The following is a 20,851-nucleotide window of genomic DNA, read 5'->3' as shown; positions in this document are numbered from 1 at the left end:
TATTGGCTTTGGCGCAGTTCGGGTAACCGGGGGGCGGTTCCCGCCTGCGCCAGGGGTGAAACAAACGGGGCTAGCGCTGGAGGGGCGGGTCGCCGCCACCGGCTGGCGCTCTGTCGTCGGCGCGGTCCAACAGGTGGACCAGTGCAGCCACGGATTGGACCTCCATTTTTTCCATGACTCGCCCGCGGTGAATCTTGACGGTCTTTTCGGCGATGCCCAGTTCCGCTGCAATCTGCTTGTTGAGGCGGCCCAGAACGACCAGTTCCATGACTTCGCGCTCGCGGGCCGAGAGGCGATCCAGGCGCATGGCGATGCCGAGTTGTTCCCGTCGGCGCGCCTGATCGCTGTCGTGACGTCGCAGGGCGATCTCGATGGCGGCAAAGAGCGTATCGTTTTCCACCGGCTTGAGCAGGAAATCGACGGCGCCGCGCTTCATTGCCTGGACGGTCGTGGGCACGTCTCCCTTTCCGGTGAGGAAGATGACCGGCATGTCGATGCCGCGTGCGAGCATCGTTTCGTGCAAGCGCGGACCTGTCATTTCCGGCATGTCGACATCGAGCAATACACAAGCTGTACCGGCGCAGGCGGGGCGCTCGAGGAAGTCGCCTGCCGAAGCGAAGGTCTCGACTTGCCAGCCGGCGGCGCGCAGCAGCCGTGACAGACTGGTACGGACGTCCTCATCGTCATCGATGACGAATATCGTGGGTGCTGCGGACATGTCCGGTTTCTCTGCTTCCATGATCATTAAACCGGCCCTCGAATATCTTTGCCGTGCAGCGTAGGCTGCGGCCGAATGTTTGGAGCAGGAGCGAGTTTCCTCTCGCAGGCCGGTGACGCGCTCCATGATGATTCCGACTTCTGCAATAGCGTGTTGTGATCGCGGATGGGCGGCTCCAAGCGTGATGTGGTCTTGAAGTCGTGGTTCAGGCACGCGGCCGGGTTGGGCGCGGGCGCGTAAGGAGGCAAAGGGAAAGGCCCGCTCCGATCTGCGCCAACCCGACTGCGTCGAGTCTGGAGGGGGGCATCCGCAGCACCCTCCTGCGTAGCGTCTACCGGTCCTCACACCCCAATTTTCGCGCATCGACATTTTCTATGCGAACAATCTATCAGATCCAGTCCAAACGGGTGTTCAACGGGGCGGCAGCGTCTGTTGCCCAGGCCTGGGGCTGGCCGTAGAGGCAAAGGACCACCTGCCGGGCCTTGTCTGCGCAGGCATCCTGGCCTGTGAGCGTGAGGCTGGTCCGACCCGCGTGCTCGGTGCGCTGGCCGGCCGAGGATATCGACGAGGGCCGGCGGGTGATGGCCTCGGGCCGCGCCTATGGGCTTGCCGGGCGAGGATCAGGCGTCGTCGTGCATCGGAGTGGCGTCCCGAGCCTGTCGTCGAGTACACAGCGCATGCGCCTCGTCCGCGCTCAGGCTGCGGCCGGGCCAGGGCACGAGCCCGGGCACGCGCTCGCGGTAGCGCGCGTAGGCTTTGCCGTGGAAGGCAAGCAGCTTGCGCTCTTCGAGCAGCGAGCCCAGCCACAGGTAGAGCGTGATGCACAGCGCGCTCGTCAGCCGCGCCTCGTCCATGTCGCGCGTCCACAGGATCAGCAGGCCGAGGCTGTACCAGGGATGACGGACGTGGCGGTGCAGCGGCGACAGCGTCAGGCCCCCGGGATCCTCGGCGGCGTGCTCGCGTGTGCGCCACTGCGTGCTGCCGTAGAACACGCCCATGTCGTAGTAGCGCGTCGACCACAGGAAGCCGGCCGCCGCCGCCACCGCCAACCCGTTCGCCAGCCAGGCCCAGCCGCCCTGCCAGGACCACAGCAGCGGCCCGCGCCAGGCGAAGGTGAGCCACAGCGGCGGCAGCAGCAGGACCACCGCGAGCAGGTTGAAGGCTAGGAGTCTGCGCGGCAGAAGCCAAGCGTCGGTGAGTTAAGTCCTCGCGGGCGTTTCGGGGCCGGTAGACTGTCGAGATGACGAGCTATCTGCCCTATTGCCCGCAGCAGCAGATGCTGCTGCCCCAGGCGCTGCAGGAGTGGCTACCCGAAGGCCACTTGGCGTACTTCATCAGCGACGCGGTCGACGGGTTGGATCTGAGCGCGTTCCACGCCCGGTATGCCGGTGGCGGACCGCGCAACCAGCCGTTTCATCCGGCCATGATGGTCAAGGTGCTGCTGTATGCGTACGCCACGGGCGTGTTCAGTTCGCGCAAGATCGCGCGCAAGCTGCACGAGGATGTGGCGTTCCGGGTCCTGGCGGCAGACAACTTCCCGGCCCACCGCACGCTGAGCGACTTTCGCGCTGTCCATTTGAAGGAGCTGAGCGAGTTGTTCGTGCAGGTGGTACGACTGGCCCGCGAGATGGGGCTGGTCAAGCTCGGGACGGTGGCCATCGACGGCACCAAGGTCAAGGCAAACGCCAGCCGCCACAAGGCGATGAGTTACGGCCATATGGTGAAGGCGGAGGCCGAGTTGAAACGGCAGATCGAGGCGCTGCTCAATCGGGCCAAGGCCGCCGACGACGCCGAGCGGAACGAGCCCGAGCTGGATGTGCCGGCCGAGATCGCGCGGCGCGAGGCGCGGCTGACGGCGATTGCTGAAGCCCGGGCGCGGCTCGAGCAGCGCCAGCGCGAGGCCGATCAGGCGCGCGGGCGCAGCGACGATGACGACCGTCGCCCGCGCGGCGGTGACGGCAAACCGAAGGGCGGGCGCTACAAGCGCGACTTTGGAGTGCCCGAGGACAAGGCGCAGGAGAACTTCACGGATCCGGACAGCCGCATCATGAAGCGCGCCGGCGGCGGGTTCGATCCGAGCTACAACGCCCAGACGGCGGTCGACGAGACCGCCCACATCATCGTGGCGGCCGAACTGACCAACAACGCCAGCGACGCCGGGCAACTGGCGGGGGTACTGCAGGCCGTGCGCGACAACGTCGAACACCGACCGCGCCAGGCGCTGGCCGACACCGGCTACCGCTCGGAGCAAACGTTCCGGGAACTCGACGGGTGCGGGACCGAACTGGTGGTGGCGCTGGGCCGGGAAGGTAAGCGCCGACTCGGCTTCGATCGCGAACGCAATCCGCACACCGCGCAGATGGCCGACAAGCTCGAGAGCGAGGCGGGCAAGAGCGCCTACCGAAAACGGAAATGGATCGCCGAACCGCCCAACGGCTGGATCAAGAACGTGTTGGGATTCCGGCAGTTCAGCCTGCGGGGCCTGGAGCGCGTCAAAGCGGAGTGGAAGCTCGTCTGTATGGCGCTGAACCTGCGCAGGATGAGCACATTGAGGACGGCATGACGGGAAAAGGGGGCAAACCTGTCCCCGTTGCCGTCCGGCATGCGCGCCGCGCCGTCGCAAAGCAACTTGACCACGGCCTCAGTCTCGTGCCGCACCTCGCGGTTCGCCAATCATTCTGCTAGAAAACACGCTCTGGAGTTCTGCCGCGCAGACTCCTAGCCGGTAGGCCGGCGCCAGCCGCGGCCAGTGCGCCGCCACCACGCGCTTGAGCCGCAGCGAGGCGAGCAGGGAGTGCAGCGCGGCGTAAGCCAGCCAGCACAGTACGAGGCTGGCGATCTGGGTGCCGGAAAGGCTCATCGACGGGGCTCCCCGAAGGAAGGCAAGTGCATGATTCTGGAACGTTTCCAAAAGGACTTGCATTGTCTTTTGTTGCAGTGCACCATAATGCCGCAAGGTCCATCACGCCGAGTCGGCACCCAGGTGTCGTCCACCGCAAGGAGTACACCATGAACGTCTCGCCCGAGAAAATGCTTTCCGCCTTCCGCAACACCGCGGAGGTCCGTATCCACGAACTCGCCACCGCGAGCGACGGCCTGCTCTCCGGGGTCGAGCACCTGACCGCGCTCAACCTCAACACCGGCCGCGCGCTGCTCGACGAAACCATCGCCTTCACCCAGGCGGCCGCCGCGGCGCGCGAGCCGCGCACCCTGGTCGAACTCCAGATCGGCTCGATCACCCCGGTGCTGCGTCACGGCCACGCCTGGTTTACCACCGCGGGCACGGTCGCCGCCCAGGCCCAGGCCGACGCGCTGCGCCTGTTCGAGGCCGGCATGTCGCAATGGCTGCAGGGTGTGATCCTCACCCTCGAACTGCTCAACCGCAGCGCCCCCGCAGGCTCCGCGCTCGCGGTGCACGCCCTGCGCTCCGTGGTCGCCAATGCCTCGACCGCCTACGACGGCGTCACCCGTGCTGCCGCCCACGCCAGCTCCACCGCGCGCACCCACGTCGACCAGGCCGCCAGCGCCGCGCTCGAAGCCCTCGACCGCGGCACCAGCGCCACGGTCTCGCTCATCCGCAGCGCGGCCTGAGCGAGGTGGACCCGCCGGAGCGGGGACCTGCAGTGGAGGCGGGGGAATCCACCCGCCGTGGAACGCAGGAAGGCCGGCTCGGAAGAGCTGGCCTTTTTGGTGAGCAACCGCACCGCCGAAGGGTGCGCCGGCATCGGTGGCGAGTCCTTCGAGATGCGCGACATCCGCCGCACGGTGGAGACCATGCTTGCCGGCCTGGGTATCCGCAAGGGCACCCGCGCGCAACCGCTATCCCACGGCATTCGCGGAGTGCAGGCCGCGCACTACGATCGGCACGCCTGCACCGACGAGAAGTGCGCCGCATTGGTGGCCTGGGAGGCACGGCTAGAGGCCATCCGCCAAGCGGAGCGCGCGCCCTCGAACGTGGTCCGCCCTGGGGCAGCGCGCCGCCTGACGACATGCGCGGGAACATATCAGAAATGCGATACTCTATGCACTGGACCGTTACCGTTATCCCGGAGGCCGAGGCCGAATTGCTGGCGCTGCCCGCCGACATGCAAGCCCGCTTCCTGCACATTGCCGAGTTGCTGGAATCCTTCGGCCCGCAGAAGGTGGGCATGCCGCATATTCGGCCGCTGGAAGGGAAACTGTGGGAAATGCGCATGACCGGCCGCGACGGCATCGCCCGCGCCGTCTATGTGGCCCGCACCGGGCAGCGCCTGACGGTCCTGCACGTCTTCACCAAGAAGACCCAGAAAACTCCGCGCAAGGCCATCGAAACGGCCCAAGCGCGACTGAGGAGCCTGACCAATGACTGAGCTTGCCGCCCTGAAGGCCCGCATTCTGGCGAACCCCGAGGCCCGCGCCGAGTACGACGCGCAAGCGCCGGAGTTCGAGCTTGCCCGCGAACTCATCACCGCCCGCACCCGCGCCGGCCTGACTCAATCCGAGCTTGCCGAGCGCATGCACACGACGCAGTCGACCATCGCCCGCCTGGAGAGTGGCCGCACCATGCCGAGCATGCGCACGCTGGCCCGCTATGCCGAGGCGACCGGAAGCCGCGCGGTGGTGCGCCTGGAGCGCAGCGCCTGACCGAATGCTGAGGGCAGCACCATGACGAGGATGCACAACCCGCCGCACCCTGGCGAAGCGCTCCGGGAGGATGTTCTTCCTGCTCTGGGCCTGACCGTGACCGACGCCGCCGCGCAACTTGGCGTGACCCGCGCCGCCTTGTCTCACGTGCTGAACGGCCGCGCTGCAATATCGCCGGAAATGGCCTTGCGCCTCGAAGGTTGGCTTGGCGTGGAGAACGGAGGCAGTGCAGACGCCTGGATTGCGCAGCAAGACGCCTATGGCTTGTGGAAGGCTCGCGCCGCTGGTGCGCCTGTGGTGCAGCGAGCGCCAGAAGTGGCGGCAGTCAGACTGCCATGAAAGCCGCATTCGAGAGCATCAAGCTCGGTCTGCAAGAGGCCATCGAACACGCCGAAGGGCATCCCGGGCCGGGCACCCGCATTCACCGCCCGCGCCCGGCAACCCGGAATCAACCGATTACCTGATCAACCCTTTTGCACAACTTGACGCACACAACTGACCCGACAGGCCGCGCACGCTTGACCAGCGCCAGCATCACCACCAAGACGGGCCCCGCGCCGGGTTTCTTTTCTGGCACGCCGCCAGGGCAAGAGGGTAGCGAAACGCGCCCCAGACCGAGGCCGGACATTTTCGCGGACATGCTGGCGCTGCTGCTAGGCGGAGGTGGCCGAGCGCGTGGCATCGGGAAGGGCCGACGTTTTCCATTCCTACCCAAACGCCAAAAAGCAAAAAGGCCAACCTCGAAAGATTGGCCTAAGTGCTTGAATTTGTTGGTGGGGGCACTAGGACTCGAACCTAGGACCAATTGATTAAGAGTCAACTGCTCTACCAACTGAGCTATACCCCCGTGCCTTGCGGCGGATCGGATTGGCGCCCGATCGAAGAGCGCGCATCATACGTGCAGGTTTGGCGCAGTGCAACAGATTTTTCGTCTCGCGCAGGCGCGGAACCCGGCCACCGCGCTTGCGCCTTCTGGCACTCCGCTGGAAATGCCACGCTTCCGGAGGCCCGGCCGCGCTCAGCCCAGGATGCGGCCGGCGCGGCGACGCGTGCCGACGCCGGGGAGGGCGCCGAGGCCGCGCGAGCCGTGGGCGTGGCAGATCGCGCAGGCGAGCGCGTCGGCGGCGTCGGGGCCGGGGCTGGCGTCGAGCGCGAGCAGGCGCTGCACCATGTGCTGCACCTGTTCCTTGTGCGCCTTGCCGTAGCCGACCACCGACTGCTTGACCTGCAGTGCGGTGTATTCGGCCACCGGCAGGTCGCAGGCCACCGCGCCGCAGATCACCGCGCCGCGGGCCTGGCCGAGCAGCAGGGTGGATTGCGGATTCACGTTGACGAAGACCTTCTCGACCGCGACCACATCCGGCCGGTAGGTGTCGACGATCTCGCGCACGCCGTCGAGCAGGGTCTTGAGGCGGGCGGGGAGTTCTCCGTCCCGGGTCCTGATGCAGCCGCTGGCGACGTAGCGCAGCTGGGTGCCGAGCTGGTCCACCAGGCCGAAGCCGGTGATGCGCAGCCCGGGGTCGAGGCCGAGGATGCGGGTGGCGACGTGCGTGCTTGCGGCAGCGCTCAAATCTTCACCGCGGTGCCGCTCACGCACACCATCAGCATGCCGTTGTCCTGGCCGAGGACCTCGTAGTCGACGTCGATGCCGATCACCGCGTTGGCGCCGAGCTTCTGCGCGGCTTCCTCCATCTCTTCCATGGCGATGCGGCGGGCGTCGGCCAGCGTGCGCTCGTAGCTGCCCGCGCGGCCGCCGACCACGTTGCGGATCGAGGCGAACATGTCCTTGAACAGGTTGGCACCGATGATGGCCTCGCCATTGACCACGCCGAGGTACTGGCGGATCGGCTGGCCGTCGAGGCTCGAGGTGGTGGTCATCAGCATGGCATGCTCCTGCGGAGTGGGAGGAGCCCCGATTCTAGCCCTTGCGCGCCAGCCATACACCCGAGACGGCGATGGCCATGCCGGCGATGGCGAGTGCGGATAGCTTCTCGTCGAACATCGCCCAGGCGATCAGCGCCGTGGTCGGCGGCGTCAGGTAGAACAGGCTCGCCACGTTCACCGCGCTGCCGCTGCGGATCAGCAGGTTGAGCAGGCTGATCGCGCCGATCGACAGCACCAGCACCAGCCAGCCGAGCGCGAAGACGAAGTCGCCGGTCCACTCGATCCGCATCGTCTCGGTCTGGCTGGCGATCAGTGCGGTGATCGCCAGACTGGGCAGGAACTGCATCACCGAACCGGTGCGCAGGTCGAAGCGCGGGCAGAAGCGCTTCTGGTACAGGGTGCCGGCGGTGATGCCGAGCAGCGCGGCCAGCGCGGGGACGAGCATGTGGATCAGCGCGCCGCCATCGACGCCATCCACGTTCGCCTTGCTGCCCACCACCAGCGCGACGCCGCCGAAGCCGAGCGCGAGCCCGGCCCACTGCCGCGCCGATACCCGCTCGCCGAGCAGCGCGCCGGCGAGCGCGGCGGTGAGCAGCGGCTGCATGCCCACCACCAGCGCCGATATGCCCGCCGGCAGCCCGCGGTGGATCGACATGAACACGCCACCCAGGTACAGCGCCTGCACCAGCACGCCGGTGACGCCGATGTGCAGCGCCTCGCGCGGGCTGGCCGGCCAGGGCGCGCGCATCGCCAGCGCGAGCAGGCTCATCAGAGCGATCACCAGCACGTAGCGGCTGCTCAGGAAGGTGAGTGGCTCGGCGTAGGGCAGGCCGAACTTGGCGCCGATGAAGCCGGTGCTCCACAGCAGCACGAACAGCAGCGGCGTCAGGCGGGTGAGCAGGGGCGGAGTCGGCATCGCGGTGGGTCCGTGAAAAACAAAAAGCGGCGCCGGGCGCCGCTTTCCTGGGGGCAGTCGGGAGAGCTTACTCGTCGAATTCGGCGGAGGTGTACACCTCCTGCACGTCGTCCAGGCCTTCGAGCGCGTCGAGCAGCTTCTGCATGCGCGCGGCCTCGTCGCCGGCGAGCTCGATGACGTTCTCGGGCTTCATCGTGACCTCGCCGAACTCGGCGGTGAAGCCGGCCTTCTCGAGCGCTTCCTTGATGGTGGTGAACTCCCACGGGCCCGTGATGACCTCGATCGAGCCGTCGTCGTTGGTGACGACGTCTTCGGCGCCGGCTTCGAGCGCGGCTTCCATCAGCGCGTCCTCGCTGGTGCCGGGGGCGAACAGGAGCTGGCCGCAGTGCTTGAACTGGAAGGACACGCAGCCGTCGGTGCCCATGTTGCCGCCGTACTTGGAGAAGGCGTGGCGCACGTCGGCCACGGTGCGGGTCTTGTTGTCGGTGAGGCAGTCGACCATCACCGCCGAGCCGCCGATGCCGTAGCCCTCGTAGCGGATCTCCTCGTAGCTCACGCCCTCGAGCTCGCCGGTGCCCTTCTTGATCGCGTTGTCGATCTTGTCCTTGGGCATGTTGACGCCCTTGGCCTTGTCGACCGCCAGGCGCAGGCGCGGGTTGAAGCCGGGATCACCTCCGCCCATCTTGGCGGCGACGGTGATCTCCTTCGCCAGCTTGGAGAATGCCGCACCGCGCTTTTCGTCCTGACGACCCTTGCGGTGCTGGATGTTGGCCCATTTCGAGTGACCCGCCATATTGGAACCTCTGTGCTGCCCGAGCGATTGAAGAGGCGCGCATTATAGCGCCCGCTCCGTGTGTGCGCCTCGGGTGCAGCGGGCGCCACCGCGACGTAGGAGCGACGCAAGTCGCGATCGGAGGTTTCTGCGGCGCTGGCGCGGATTTCATGCGCTGCAATCGCGACTTGCGTCGCTCCCACGAAGAACCACCGCGCCTGCGGGGGCCATGGGAGGCCGCGGGCGGGGCTGCTAAACTCGGTGCATTCCGAATCGATTCCCGAGGAGCATGAAATGGCCGACCCGATGCTGATCGCGCGCGCGCACGACAAGGACCAGTTCAAGGACATCTGCCTGCTGCCGCGCCTGTCCAACCGCCACGGCCTCATCACCGGCGCCACCGGCACCGGCAAGACGGTGACCCTGCAGAAGCTCGCCGAATCCTTCGCCCATATCGGCGTGCCGGTGTTCGTCGCCGACATCAAGGGTGACCTCTCCGGCATCGGCGCCGCGGGCGTCAGGTCCGACAAGCTGATGCAGCGCCTGGCCGCAATCGGCATCGACGACTACACGCCGCGTGCCAACACGGTGGTGTTCTGGGACGTGTTCGGCGAGCAGGGCCATCCGGTGCGCGCCACCATCTCCGACATGGGCCCGCTCTTGATCGCGCGCCTGCTCAACCTCAACGACACCCAGACCGGCGTGCTCACGCTGGTGTTCAAGATCGCCGACGACAACGGCATGCTGCTGCTCGACCTCAAGGACCTGCGCGCGATGGTCCAGTACGTGGGCGAGAACGCGAAGAGCTTCACCACCGAGTACGGCAACATCTCCAGCGCCTCGATCGGTGCCATCCAGCGCAACCTGCTGGCGCTGGAAGAGCAGGGCGGCGACGTGTTCTTCGGCGAGCCGATGCTCGACATCGCCGACCTGATGCAGACCGACGCCGATGGCCGCGGCGTGATCAACGTGCTCGCCGCGGACAAGCTCTACCACTCGCCCAAGCTCTATTCCACCTTCCTGCTGTGGATGCTGTCCGAGCTCTTCGAGCAGCTGCCCGAGGTCGGCGACCCCGACAAGCCGAAGATGGTGTTCTTCTTCGACGAGGCCCACCTGCTGTTCAACGACGCGCCCAAGGCGCTGATCGAGAAGATCGAGCAGGTGGTGCGCCTGATCCGCTCCAAGGGCGTGGGCGTGTATTTCGTCACCCAGAACCCGCTCGACGTGCCCGACACCGTGCTCGGCCAGCTCGGCAACCGCGTCCAGCACGCGCTGCGCGCCTTCACCCCGCGCGACCAGAAGGCGGTGAAGACCGCCGCCGACACCATGCGCCCCAACCCGACCTTCGACGCCGTGGCGGCGATCACCGAGCTCGGCGTGGGCGAGGCGCTGATCTCCTTCCTCGACGAAAAAGGCCGGCCGCAGATCACCGAGCGCTGCAACGTCATCGCGCCCGATTCGCGCCTCGGTCCGCTCGAGCCCGGCGAGCGCCGGGCGGCGATCGCCGGCTCGGTGATCTACGGCCACTACGAGAAGGCGGTCGACCGCGAATCCGCCTACGAGCTGCTCAAGGCCAGCGCCGCGACCAAGGCCGCGGTCGAGGCAGGCCGCGCGGCGGCGAAGGAGGTCGGCGGCGAGGATACCGGCAGTGTGGTCAGCGACATCCTCTTCGGCGCCACCGGCCCGCGTGGCGGCAAGCGCGACGGACTGGTGCAGATCGCCGCCAAGACGGTCACGCGCACCATCGGCAGCAGCCTGGGGCGGCAGATCGTGCGCGGGATATTGGGCTCGCTGCTGGGCGGCAAGCGCTGAAGGGGATAGGAGGGAGACTGCATCCCTTCCGGCGGCCGCGCGGGCAAGCGCCGCGCGCCGCGGTGTCCATTACCGGATCGCGACTTGCGTCGCTCCTACAGGCGCCTTCGGGAGCGCGGCGGTCTCGTAGGAGCGACGCAAGTCGCGATCCCGCGCTTCAGCGCTGCCGCGGCCGATTCGCGCCGCGCGCAGGCCGGTTCCCGACGCCTCACGGAAAGCACCGCATCTGCCCCTGCACCACCACGCAGCTGCGGTTGCGGCCGGCTTGCTTGGCGCGGTAGAGCGCGCGATCGGCGGCATTGACGAGGGCGTCGGTCTCGGTCATGCCGACCTCGCGGGTGGCCACGCCGATGCTCACCGAGGTCTGTATTTCCGTTTCGCCGGCCTGGATGCGCAGGCGCTCGACCATGCGGCGCAGGCGCTCGGCGGCCTGGACCGCCGCCTTGAGGTCGGTGTTCGGGCAGATCACGAGGAATTCCTCGCCACCCATGCGGCACATGCTGTCGTCCTTGCGCGCCGACTGCTGGATGGCCTGGGCGACGTCGCGCAGCACGGTGTCGCCCACCGCGTGGCCGTGGCTGTCGTTGATGCGCTTGAAGTGGTCGATGTCGAGCATCATCACCGACAGCGGCTGTTCGAAGCGGCTGGAGGCGGCCCAGGCCTTGGCGAGCGCGTTCATGCCCGAGCGGCGGTTGGGCAGGTTGGTGAGCAGGTCGGTCATCGCCGCGTGGGCGAGGCGGCGGTTGCTGATCGCCAGCTCGGCCGCGAACTGCTTGAGCTGGGCACGGTCGCGCTCCCACGCCTCGAGCAGCTGCACGTAGTGCCGGGCGGCGCGCAGACGCGCGCGCAGGGTGCGCACGTTGACCGGCTTCACCAGGAAATCGTCCACCCCGGCCTCGAAGGCCTCGCTCACCTCGTCCTCGTTTTCATGCCCGGTGAGCATGATCAGGTACATGGTCTGCCCCCACTCGGTCGCGCGCAGCGCACGCGCGAGGTCCAGCCCGTCCATGCCCGGCATCATCCAGTCGGTGACGACGATCTGCGGCTGGGTCTCGACCGCCAGCGCAAGCGCCTCGCGACCGTTGTTGGCGCACACCACCGCGTGGCCGAGCGCCCCGGACAGCACGCCCTCCATCATGCAGCGCGTGGTGGGGTCGTCGTCGACCAGCAGCACGCGCAGCGCCGCCGCGCCATCGCTCTTCTCGTCGCGCATCGCGTGCGCCGCCGACATGTGCGCGAACGAGGGCAGCGCCGAGGCCGGCACGCGCAGCAGCTCGCCCCAAGTGCGCCACTGCTGCACCAGGTCGTCCACCGTGGCGCCGAGCTGCTCGGCGTCGAGGCCGATCCTGCCCCCGAGCAGCAGCAATTCGGCGGTGCAGGCGTTGCGCTCGTTCTCGCCGGCCAGCCCGAGGTCGGCGACGCGGCGGGCGAGGTAGAACAGGTGCACGAGCTGGTAGGGGCGCGAGCCGGTGGAGAAGCCGGAGTGCTCCGGCTCCTCGTGGTGGTAGATCGGCTCGATCAGCGCGCCGGGGATGCCCCACTCGCCGAGCAGCGCGGCGGTGAGCTCGTTGTGGTCGGTCTGCAGGTGCTCCTGCTCGAGCGCCACCAGGTTGCGCGCCACACCGTCCTGGCCGTCGAGCAGGCGGCCGTACTCGACGGGATAGACGGTGGCGAGCGAGAGCCGGCCCACCTGGGCGAGCAGGCCGCAGGCGAAGAGCTCCTCGCTCGCGCCGGCCCCCGTCATGTTGCTGAACTTCTGCATCGCCAGCCCCATCAGCAGCGAGTGCGACCAGAAGCCCTGGTAGTCGAATTGTCCGCAGGGCCCGTTCTGGTATTGGTCCACCAACGAGAAGCCGAGCGCGAGGTTGCGCACCGTGCCCATACCCAGGCGCATGATTGCCTCGGTGACCGAGGCCACCGGTCGCCCGCCGCCGTGCGCCGCCGAGTTGGCCTGGCGAATCAGGCGGCTCGCCAGCGCCGGGTCGGTCTGCGCGATGCGCGCCACTTCGGCGATCGTGGCGTCGTCCTTGCGGCACAGTTCGAGGATCGCCAGCGCGACTCCTTTCGGACTGGGGAGTTCGCCGTTCAGGGGAATGTGTTCGAGGGTTTTCATCGGGGGTACGGCCGGGCGCGGGACCAGCCTGATAAGATACCCGATTCGGGCGTCAGCCAATATGCAGGAATGGAGTGGGGAGCTGAAAAGGTCGTGGATCCTCGTCGGTTGAAGCTGGCCGTGCTGGGCCTCGGCGTGCTGCTCGCGTTCCCGTCCGAGGCTGGCGCCGCACAGGACGACCTGACCGCGCTGCCCTTCGAGGAGTTGCTGCTGCGCGATTTCGTGTCCGCGTCGCGGCTCGCACGCCAGGTGAGCGACTCGCCTGCGGCGGTGGCGATCGTCACCGCCGACGACATCCGCGCCTACGGCTACCGCACGCTCGCCGACGTCATCAACGGCATGCGCGGCCTGTACACCACCGACGAGCGCACCTACCACTACATGGGCGGGCGCAGCTTCGGCGACGTCGAGGACTACGCCGGCCGCGTGATGCTGCTGATCGACGGCTACGCGGTGCAGGACAACCTCTTCGACCAGGCCTACATCGACGAATCCGGCCTGATCGACCTGGAACTGGTCGATCGCGTCGAGTACGTGCCGGGAACCGGCTCGGTGACCTACGGCAACAACGCGCTGCTCGGCATCCTCAATGTCGTCACCCGGCGCGGACGCGACTTCGACGGTGCGCGCGTGTCGGCGGAGATCTCCAGCCGCGGCGCCAGCCGCCAGCGCGCCACCTGGGGCAAGCATTTCAACAACGGCGCCGAGGTCCTGCTCTCGGCCTCGACGCTCGACGTCGATGGCCGCAACCTGTACTTCCCCGCCTACGACACGCCCGCGACCAACTTCGGCGTGGCCGAGGGGCTCGACGGCGAGCGTAACCAGCGCGTGTTCGGAAAGCTGTCGTGGTCGGGCTGGACCGTTCAGGCGGCGTGGGTGGAGCGCGAGAAGAGCGTACCCACGAACCCCTCCGCATACACCGCCTTCAACACGCCGTTCCCGACACGCGACGAGAGTGCCTTCCTCGGGGTGCGCCACGAGACCGACCTCGGTCTGCAGCTGTATTCCTCGTCCAGTCTGATGTTGGGACGCTACGCCTACTGGAACCAGCGCGAATACGCCCTCGACGAGGACGGCGAGTACGACGACGGCGAGAAGTACGGCGTGCGCGACTACCACGGCGCGTGGTGGCGCTTCGACCAGAAGTTCGTCGGGCGCTGGTTCGTCGACCACACGCTGGTATTCGGCGCGGAGCTGCGCGACGACCACCGCCAGTCCTTCCACCGCCGCTTCCTCTCGCCCGCTGGCGAAGTCACGGATCGTGACGACGGCGAGCTTTCGCGCCGCACCTTCAGTCTCTACGTCGCCGACGACTACCGGCTGAACCAGCAGTGGACGCTCAACCTGGGCGTGCGTCACGACGACGCCGACGATCTCGACGGCAACCTCAGCCCGCGTGCCGCGTTGATCTGGCAGCAGGATCCGGCGACGACCTGGAAGGCTTCGTACAGCGAGGCCTTCAAGATGCCCAACGCCAACGACCGCTGGACGTCCGACGACACGGCCGTCCCCGAGTACGTCGCCGCCACCGAGCTCGTGCTGCAGCGCCAGCTCGCGCCGCACACGCGCTTCACCGGCTCCCTGTACCGCTACCGGCGCAGCGACCTGCCGATCGAAAACGCGGACGGGGACGAGGTTCCCGAGGGAAGCAGCCGCGCGCGCGGCGTCGAGACCGAGATCGAGCATGTCTGGGAGCGCGGGGCGCGTGCGCGCGCCAGCGTGGCCTGGCAGCGCTCGCGCGATGTGTACGGGCGCGACGCGGTCAACTCGCCCGACCTGCTCGGCAAGCTCGCCTTCACCTTCCTGCTGCCGGGCGAGGCGCTGCGTGCCGGCCTCGAGACGCAATATCTCGGCCCGCGCCTGACCCGCGAGCGGCGCATGCTGGGCGGGGTGACGCTTTCCAATCTGACCCTGTCCACCGAGCGCGACTGGCATGGCCTGTCGGCCTCGCTGAGCGTGCGCAACCTGTTCGATCGTGACTACGAGACCGTGTCGGGCTTCGACTGGCGGCCCGGTGACGTGGCACAGGACGGCCTGCGCATGGACGGGCGCAGCGTCTGGCTGCAGGTCGGGTACGCGCTATGAGCGCACGCAACCTGTTTTTCGGGCTCGCGCTGGCGACTTCGCAGGGCGTGCTCGCACAGGCGTTGCCCGAGTTCGACCTCAAGGCCACCTACGCCTACAACTTCGCCGTGCTCACGCAGTGGCCGCCGGCGACGCGCGCGAGCTTCAACTTCTGCGTCTATGGGGACGACGGCGTGGCCGAGGCGATGCGCCGGCTGCAGGGCAAGTCCGTGCATGGGCGCAGCGTGGCGGTGGCGCGGCTTGGTGCGCTGACCGCGATCCGTGACTGCGACCTGCTTTACGTCGGCAGGGACGAGGCGCCCAGCCTGCCACACATCGCAGCCTTGCTCGGCGATGCGCCGGTGCTGACCGTGACCGACGCAACGCAGCCGCAACCGGTCGCGGTGGTGATCGTGCCCGAGGGCCGGCGCCTCGCCTTCGAGATCGATGTCGAGCGCAGCCGCCGTGCCGGGCTCAAGCCCAGCGCGGCGCTGCTCGGGCTCGCGCGCAACCTGCGCCAGCCGCTCAACTGAAGTCGATGCGGAACTGGGTGCCGCGCGCCGGCGGCCACCTGCGCGAGGCCAGCGCTTCGAGCTCCGCGGCCGGCACCGCGCGGCTGAACAGGTAGCCCTGCAGGCTGTCGGCCTCGAGCTCGCCGAGCAGCTCGGCCTGCGCCGCGGTCTCGACGCCCTCGGCCGCGATGCGGAAGCCCAGGTGACGTGCGAGCGCGACGATCGCGCGCACGATCGCGTGGTTGTCGACGTCGTCGGGCAGGCCGCTGACGAAGCTGCGGTCGATCTTCAGCTTGTCCAGCGGCAGGCGCTTGAGGCAGCTCAGTGACGAGTACCCGGTGCCGAAGTCGTCGAGTGCGATGCCGATCCCGAGCGTGCGCAGTGCGGCCAGCGTGGCATGGGTGTCGGCATCGTCGGCCATCAGCGCACTCTCGGTGATCTCGAGCTCCAGCCGTTCGGCGGGCAGGTCACTGTCGGCGAGGGCCTCGCGGATCCTGTCGAGCAGCCCGCTGGCGCGGAACTGCACCGGCGACAGATTGACCGCGACGCGCAGGTCGAGCCCGCGGCGCTGCCATTGTGCTGCGTCATGGCAGGCGCGACGCAGCACCCAGGAGCCGATGGCGTCGATCAGGCCGCATTCCTCGGCGAAGGGGATGAACTCGAGCGGCGGCACCAGCCTGCCGTCGGGCGTCTGCCAGCGCACCAGGGCCTCGACGGTGGCGATACTGCCGTCGCGCACCTCCACCTGCGGCTGGTACATCAGCACGAGCTCGTCGTGGGCGAGCGCGCGGCGAAGCCCGGCCTCGAGTTCCACGCGATGCACCGCCTCCGCGGTCAGCGCAGGGTTGTAGTAGCGGCAGCCGTTGCGTCCGTTGGCCTTGGCGTCGTACATCGCGATGTCGGCGTGCTTGATCAGCGTGGCGGCGTCCTCGCCGTCGTCCGGGAAGACGGCGATGCCGACGCTGGTGGTGACGCAGAGCTCCTGGCCCTCGATCGCGAATGGAGCGCATATGCTGGCGCGGATGCGCTCGGCGATCGCCAGCGCGTCGTCCGGTCGGGAGATCGTCGGCAGCAGCACGGTGAATTCGTCGCCGCCGAGGCGAGCGAATTCGGCCGTGCCCATGCGATCAGTGTCGTGCGCCACGATGTCGCCCGGGCGGGTGATCGCACGCAGGCGCTCGGCGGCCTGCTGCAGCAGGGCGTCCCCTGCAGCGTGGCCGAGGGTGTCGTTGATGCTCTTGAAACGGTCCAGATCAAGGAAGAGCACCGCCAGGCGCCACTTGTTCTGAAGGGCGCGGCGGATCTCGCGCTCGAGCCGCTCCAGGAAGCTGCGCCGGTTCGCCAGCCCGGTCAGGCTGTCGAAATAGGCGAGGTGGTGGATGCGGGTCTCATACTCCTTGCGCTCGGTGATGTCGCGCAGCAGGCAGAGGGCCTCGCCGTCGTCGATTGCGCTCACCCGTGCTTCCTGGTGGCAGGGGCGTCCGGTCCGACACGCGAGAGGAAAATCCACCGTGCTCGGCTGCCGGCTGCGGCGGGCCTCGTCGAGCGCTTGCGCGAGCAGCGTCGCCACCTCGTGCGGATAGGCTTCGGCCAGGGTCTGGCCGACCGCCGGCATGCAGCAGCTGGGCACGCCGGTCGGGGCTGCGCGCAGCTCGACGATGCGGTCGGCCGCGTCGAGGCGCAGCAGGGTGTCGGGGAAGGCGTCGAGCATGGCCGCGTTGCGCGCGTTGGCCATGCGCAGCGCGGTGGCGGCGCGGGTGGCGCGCAGCACGTAGCGGACGCGGTGGCCAAGAAGCGGCCAGCTGATCGGCTTGGCGACGAAGTCGGTCGCGCCGGCCTCGAAGGCGGCCTCGATCGATGCGGTGTCGTCCATGCCGGTGACCATCAGGATCGGCAGCGCGTCGCCACAGCGGCGGCGCAGCTCGCGGCAGACCGCGTAGCCGTCCAGGCGCGGCATTTCCACGTCGAGCAGCACCATGTCGAAGGTGGCGTGCGCGAAGGCCTGCAAGGCCTCCTCGCCATCCTCGGCGACGGCGACCTCGAAGCCGCTCTTGCCGAGCGCGGCTTGCATCAGCAGGCGTGCGGTCGGATCGTCGTCGGCGACCAGGATGCGAGTCGAGCTCATCGACCGAACTCCTCGATCAGGGCATGGATGGCGTCGAGCGTGCGCGCATGCTCGGTGCGCAGCGCGGCGAGGCCGGCGCGCGCGTCGTCGATCCGGCCGTCCTTGCCGAGGCTCTCGAAGTCCTTGAGGAGGGCCGCGAGGCGTCTGGCGCCGACGTTCCCCGCGCTCGACTTGAGGCTGTGCGCGGCGCGACGCAGTCCCGCGGCGTCGCCGGCGGCGGTGGCGCGCTCGATCTCGGCGAAGGGGGGGGCGCTGCTCTCGGCATAGACGCGGAGGATGCGCGCGGCGAGTGCCATGCCGCCGTCGGGGTCGAGCTCGCGGAACTGCTCGATGAAGGTCCGATCGATCGCCGCCTCTGTCACCTCGGTCGCCTCGGCTTCGGTCGCGGCGTCGCAAGGCGTCGCCGGCGCGCTCGCGGGCGTTGCCGCCATCCAGCGCTGCAGGGTGGATTGGAGCTGCTCGAGCGCGTAGGGCTTGGCGAGAAAATCGTCCATGCCCGCCGCCAGGCAGCGTTCGCGGTTGCCTTCCATGACGTTGGCGGTGAGCGCGACGATCGGTACGCGCGGTGCGTGCTCCGATGCGCGGATTGCCGCGCTCGCCTCGTAGCCGTCCAGCACCGGCATGTGGCAGTCCATCAGGATCAGGTCGAAGGCTTCGGTCGCAGCCAGCTTCACTGCCTCTTCGCCGTCGTTGGCGACACGAACCGCGATGCCGAGCTTGGCGAGCATTGCGAGGCCGACCTGCTGGTTCACCGGGTTGTCCTCGGCCAGCAGCACGCGCCCGCCGCGCGTCGGTCGCCACTCGTCCGCAACTGCGGTGGCCGCTGGCACTGCGTCCACAGCGCGCAATGCGCTGCATAGAACCTCGAACAGCTCGGCCTGGCGGATCGGCTTGTGCACGCAGCGCAGGATGCCGGCGCGTTCGCGCTCGCGCACGCTGGCGCTGGAGTAGCTCGATGTCAGCACCACCAGGCGCACGCCGGCGAGCGCCGGGTTGGCGCGGATCGCGGTGGCCAGCTGCAAGCCGTCCATGTGCGGCATGTGCATGTCGAGTACGGCGAGCTCGAAACCCTCGCCGGCCGTGGCGGCGCGTGCGAGCCGATCCAGCGCGCCCGCGCCGTCGGCAGAGCATTCCACCTGCATGCCCCAGCCGTGGAGCTGGCGCAGCAGGATCTCGCGGTTGGTGGCATTGTCATCCACGACGAGGGCGTGCACACGCTCGAGCGCGACGTCGCAGCGCAGGGCTTCGGCGGTGCTTTGCCCCGCCGGCAGGCACAGGTCGATATGGAAGCAGGCGCCCGCTCCGGGCCGGCTGTCGACACCGATCTCGCCGCCCATCAGGCCCACCAGGCGGCGGCAGATCGCCAGGCCGAGGCCGGTGCCGCCAAACTGGCGGGTGGTGGAGCCGTCGAGCTGGGAGAACTGCTCGAAGATCTTCTGCTGCGCATGGGGCGGGATGCCGATCCCGGTGTCCTCGACGCTGATGCGCAGGCGATAGCCGTCAGTGCCCTCGCCGAGCAGACGGGCACGCACCACGACCTCGCCACGCTCGGTGAACTTGATCGCATTGTTGGCCAGGTTGCCGACGATCTGGCGCAGGCGGAAGGGGTCGCCGCGCACGCAGCGCCGCACCTCGGGGGGCAGGTCGGCGATCAGCTCCAGGCGCTTCTTCTCGGCTGGCTGGGCGAACATCGCCAGCGTGTCCTCGAGCAGGTCGCCGAGCTCGAACTCCACCGCTTCGAGCTCGAGGTGGCCGGATTCGATCTTCGAGAAGTCGAGGATGTCGTTGATGATGCCCAGCAGGTGGCGACCGGAGTTCTCGACCGCCTCGGCGAAGTGGCGTTGCTCGTGGTTGAGGCCGCTGTCGAGGAGCAGCTCGGTCATGCCGAGCACCCCGTTCATCGGCGTGCGGATCTCGTGGCTCATGGTCGCGAGGAAGTCGCTCTTGGCCTGGCTGGCAGCCTCTGCGGCCTCCTTGGCGCGCAGGAGCTCCTCGGTGCGTGTGGCGACCTCGTCCTCGAGGTGGTCGCGATGGCTTGCCAGGCGTGCATCGCGCTCGGCGATCTGGCCGAGCATGCGGTTGAAGCCACTGGCGAGGGAATCGAGCTCGATGATACGGCTGGGTTCGGCGCGCGCGCTGTAGTCCTCGGTGTGGGCGACGCGCTCCATCAGCGCAGACAGGGTCGACAGTGGCTGCAACACCGCGCGGTTGAGCCGGCGCAGCGTGTGGGTGGCGAGCAGCAGCGCGATCGCCGCGGCGAGCACCGTAATCGAGCCGTGGGCGAGCACCTGGAGATAGAGCGGACGCAGATCGAGGTCGAGGTCGAGCACCCCGACCACGTTCCCGCCCTCGACGATCGGCTGGGTCAGGTGCAGTGTCTCGAAGCTGAAGTGCGCGTGCTCGGCCGAAAAGTCCACCGTCTCCCGGCCTTGTTCGATGAACTTGCCGTAACGCGCAAAAGGGGCTCCGGATACATCGAAGATCGCTGCGCCGCGTACGTCCGGCAGGCGCTCCAGGGTCGCGAGCACGCGCGTGGCGGCGTCGTGGTCGAGGAACATCAGGCCGGCGGCGGCATTGTCGGCAAGCACCCGCGCCATCACCCGAGTATTGCTCTCGAGCGCGAGCGTGCTGATCAAGAAGCTACCGAGGGTGATCGCCACCGCGAGCATCGCCACCGCGGCGCCGAGCGCGCGCTGGCTTACGCGGCGCAGCTTTTCGCCGAGGGTGATGCGGTTGTCGTCTTCGTCGTGGGACATCTTCATCGCTTGATTTCGGTGGCCAGATTGAGGAGCTTCGAGCTGAGCCCGAGCCCCTGGCGGCGGGCCGCCGCGAGGTTGACAGAAAAGCGGATCTGACCTGCGCTGCTGTCCATGTTCAACACCACGCCGCTCGCCAGGGCGCCCGGGCTGTCGGCCACGGTGAGGACGGGCTGGCCGTCCACGCCGTCGAGCACCCGGCCCAGGTTGCCGATCATCTGTCGGGGGACGAACACGAGCTGGCAGTCCACGAGGGCGTCGACGCTGCCCACACGCCGTACGCGCACGCTGCGTTCGCCCACCTTGCGGTCCATGAGCGCGTCGAGATGCGAGCCGAACGGGTCGCCACCATAGACGCAGATCGACAGGGTTTCACCTCCACCCTCCGGCCAGAAGGTGAAGGCGGCGAAGTTGAACAGGAAGGATGCCTTGACCCTGTACTCTTCGGCGGTGATGTCGCCCGCATGTGCGAGGTTCGCCACGCCAGCCAGCAGCGCCCCGAGGATGAACGCTCGCAGCCGGCGTCGTGGCGGGCGGATGGAAAGTGAGAGCATGC

At 68.3% G+C, this 20,851-nt stretch carries 20 protein-coding genes and 1 tRNA gene; 9 read left to right on the top strand and 12 right to left on the bottom strand.

Annotated features, from left to right (window positions below):
• Positions 1-70: 70 nt before the first annotated feature.
• Positions 71-739, bottom strand: coding sequence for a response regulator transcription factor (locus TMZ1T_RS18735; protein WP_245537134.1), 669 nt, complete (start codon positions 737-739; stop codon positions 71-73).
• A gap of 599 nt (positions 740-1,338) precedes the next feature.
• Positions 1,339-1,863 carry a methyltransferase family protein gene (locus TMZ1T_RS18730; RefSeq protein ID WP_012586186.1) on the bottom strand — a complete coding sequence of 175 codons (525 nt, stop codon included), beginning with the start codon at positions 1,861-1,863 and terminating at the stop codon, positions 1,339-1,341.
• A gap of 95 nt (positions 1,864-1,958) precedes the next feature.
• On the opposite strand from TMZ1T_RS18730, the gene TMZ1T_RS18725 reads away from it, so the two are divergent.
• A complete protein-coding gene (locus tag TMZ1T_RS18725) occupies positions 1,959-3,281 on the top strand; it encodes an IS1182 family transposase (RefSeq protein ID WP_012586185.1) in 1,323 nt (440 codons plus the stop codon).
• Between the two features lie 78 nt (positions 3,282-3,359).
• Here TMZ1T_RS18725 and TMZ1T_RS18720 read toward each other — a convergent pair whose 3' ends face one another.
• On the bottom strand, positions 3,360-3,578 hold the full coding sequence (locus TMZ1T_RS18720; RefSeq protein WP_012586184.1) for a hypothetical protein: 219 nt from the start codon (positions 3,576-3,578) through the stop codon (positions 3,360-3,362).
• Positions 3,579-3,727: 149 nt separating this feature from the next.
• Between TMZ1T_RS18720 and TMZ1T_RS18715 the strand changes: the two genes are divergently transcribed.
• The 5 genes from TMZ1T_RS18715 (at position 3,728) to TMZ1T_RS21440 (ending at position 5,805) form a co-directional block, all read left to right on the top strand.
• Positions 3,728-4,309 carry a phasin family protein gene (locus TMZ1T_RS18715; RefSeq protein WP_004300281.1) on the top strand — a complete coding sequence of 194 codons (582 nt, stop codon included), beginning with the start codon at positions 3,728-3,730 and terminating at the stop codon, positions 4,307-4,309.
• Positions 4,310-4,740: 431 nt separating this feature from the next.
• Positions 4,741-5,067: a type II toxin-antitoxin system RelE/ParE family toxin gene (locus tag TMZ1T_RS18710; protein WP_041589916.1), complete on the top strand. Its 327-nt coding sequence runs from the start codon at positions 4,741-4,743 to the stop codon at positions 5,065-5,067.
• Positions 5,060-5,341, top strand: a complete 282-nt coding sequence (locus tag TMZ1T_RS18705; RefSeq protein ID WP_012586182.1) for a helix-turn-helix domain-containing protein — start codon at positions 5,060-5,062, stop codon at positions 5,339-5,341. The genes TMZ1T_RS18710 and TMZ1T_RS18705 overlap by 8 nt, the downstream gene beginning before the upstream one ends.
• Positions 5,342-5,362: 21 nt before the next feature.
• On the top strand, positions 5,363-5,680 hold the full coding sequence (locus TMZ1T_RS20725) for a HigA family addiction module antitoxin (RefSeq protein ID WP_012586181.1): 318 nt from the start codon (positions 5,363-5,365) through the stop codon (positions 5,678-5,680).
• The gene (locus TMZ1T_RS21440; RefSeq protein ID WP_012586180.1) at positions 5,677-5,805 is read left to right on the top strand and encodes a hypothetical protein; all 129 of its coding nucleotides are present in this window, start codon (positions 5,677-5,679) and stop codon (positions 5,803-5,805) included. The genes TMZ1T_RS20725 and TMZ1T_RS21440 overlap by 4 nt, the downstream gene beginning before the upstream one ends.
• Positions 5,806-6,112: 307 nt before the next feature.
• Here TMZ1T_RS21440 and TMZ1T_RS18695 read toward each other — a convergent pair.
• The 5 genes from TMZ1T_RS18695 to TMZ1T_RS18675 all read right to left on the bottom strand — a co-directional run bounded on the left by TMZ1T_RS18695 (position 6,113) and on the right by TMZ1T_RS18675 (position 8,934).
• Positions 6,113-6,188: transfer RNA gene (locus TMZ1T_RS18695), tRNA-Lys, on the bottom strand.
• A 171-nt stretch (positions 6,189-6,359) separates the two neighbouring features.
• On the bottom strand, positions 6,360-6,911 hold the full coding sequence (gene ruvC, locus TMZ1T_RS18690) for a crossover junction endodeoxyribonuclease RuvC (RefSeq protein WP_004300257.1): 552 nt from the start codon (positions 6,909-6,911) through the stop codon (positions 6,360-6,362).
• On the bottom strand, positions 6,908-7,225 hold the full coding sequence (locus TMZ1T_RS18685) for a heavy metal-binding domain-containing protein (protein ID WP_004300255.1): 318 nt from the start codon (positions 7,223-7,225) through the stop codon (positions 6,908-6,910). The genes ruvC and TMZ1T_RS18685 overlap by 4 nt, the downstream gene beginning before the upstream one ends.
• Positions 7,226-7,259: 34 nt before the next feature.
• Positions 7,260-8,141 carry a DMT family transporter gene (locus TMZ1T_RS18680; protein WP_004300252.1) on the bottom strand — a complete coding sequence of 294 codons (882 nt, stop codon included), beginning with the start codon at positions 8,139-8,141 and terminating at the stop codon, positions 7,260-7,262.
• 67 nt (positions 8,142-8,208) lie between these two features.
• On the bottom strand, positions 8,209-8,934 hold the full coding sequence (locus TMZ1T_RS18675) for a YebC/PmpR family DNA-binding transcriptional regulator (RefSeq protein WP_004300250.1): 726 nt from the start codon (positions 8,932-8,934) through the stop codon (positions 8,209-8,211).
• A gap of 273 nt (positions 8,935-9,207) precedes the next feature.
• Here TMZ1T_RS18675 and TMZ1T_RS18670 point away from each other — a divergent pair, with 273 nt between their 5' ends.
• Entirely contained in the window at positions 9,208-10,725 is a 1,518-nt protein-coding gene (locus TMZ1T_RS18670; RefSeq protein ID WP_012586179.1) for a helicase HerA-like C-terminal domain-containing protein, read from the top strand.
• Between the two features lie 208 nt (positions 10,726-10,933).
• Here TMZ1T_RS18670 and TMZ1T_RS18665 read toward each other — a convergent pair whose 3' ends face one another.
• Positions 10,934-12,838, bottom strand: coding sequence for a GGDEF domain-containing response regulator (locus TMZ1T_RS18665; protein ID WP_012586178.1), 1,905 nt, complete (start codon positions 12,836-12,838; stop codon positions 10,934-10,936).
• A 69-nt stretch (positions 12,839-12,907) separates the two neighbouring features.
• Here TMZ1T_RS18665 and TMZ1T_RS18660 point away from each other — a divergent pair, with 69 nt between their 5' ends.
• Positions 12,908-14,923 (top strand): TonB-dependent receptor plug domain-containing protein, encoded by a 2,016-nt coding sequence (locus TMZ1T_RS18660; protein WP_012586177.1) that lies wholly within the window; start codon positions 12,908-12,910, stop codon positions 14,921-14,923.
• Complete coding sequence (locus TMZ1T_RS18655) at positions 14,920-15,435, top strand: YfiR family protein (protein ID WP_004300241.1); 516 nt, start codon at positions 14,920-14,922, stop codon at positions 15,433-15,435. Before TMZ1T_RS18660 ends, TMZ1T_RS18655 begins: the two co-directional genes overlap by 4 nt.
• Here the strand turns inward: TMZ1T_RS18655 and TMZ1T_RS18650 are convergent.
• Genes TMZ1T_RS18650 through TMZ1T_RS18640 form a run of 3 tightly spaced genes read right to left on the bottom strand, consistent with a single transcriptional unit; the run spans position 15,428 to position 20,849 of the window.
• On the bottom strand, positions 15,428-17,539 hold the full coding sequence (locus TMZ1T_RS18650; protein ID WP_012586176.1) for a putative bifunctional diguanylate cyclase/phosphodiesterase: 2,112 nt from the start codon (positions 17,537-17,539) through the stop codon (positions 15,428-15,430). The genes TMZ1T_RS18655 and TMZ1T_RS18650 overlap by 8 nt on opposite strands.
• The gene (locus TMZ1T_RS18645; RefSeq protein WP_012586175.1) at positions 17,536-20,301 is read right to left on the bottom strand and encodes a response regulator; all 2,766 of its coding nucleotides are present in this window, start codon (positions 20,299-20,301) and stop codon (positions 17,536-17,538) included. The genes TMZ1T_RS18650 and TMZ1T_RS18645 overlap by 4 nt, the downstream gene beginning before the upstream one ends.
• Positions 20,298-20,849: a YfiR family protein gene (locus tag TMZ1T_RS18640; RefSeq protein WP_012586174.1), complete on the bottom strand. Its 552-nt coding sequence runs from the start codon at positions 20,847-20,849 to the stop codon at positions 20,298-20,300. The genes TMZ1T_RS18645 and TMZ1T_RS18640 overlap by 4 nt, the downstream gene beginning before the upstream one ends.
• Positions 20,850-20,851: the final 2 nt, after the last annotated feature.

Origin of the sequence: Thauera aminoaromatica (genome assembly GCF_000021765.1) — a bacterium.
GTDB classification, from domain to species: Bacteria; Pseudomonadota; Gammaproteobacteria; order Burkholderiales; family Rhodocyclaceae; genus Thauera; species Thauera aminoaromatica.
This window is presented reverse-complemented; position numbering and strand designations above follow the sequence as displayed.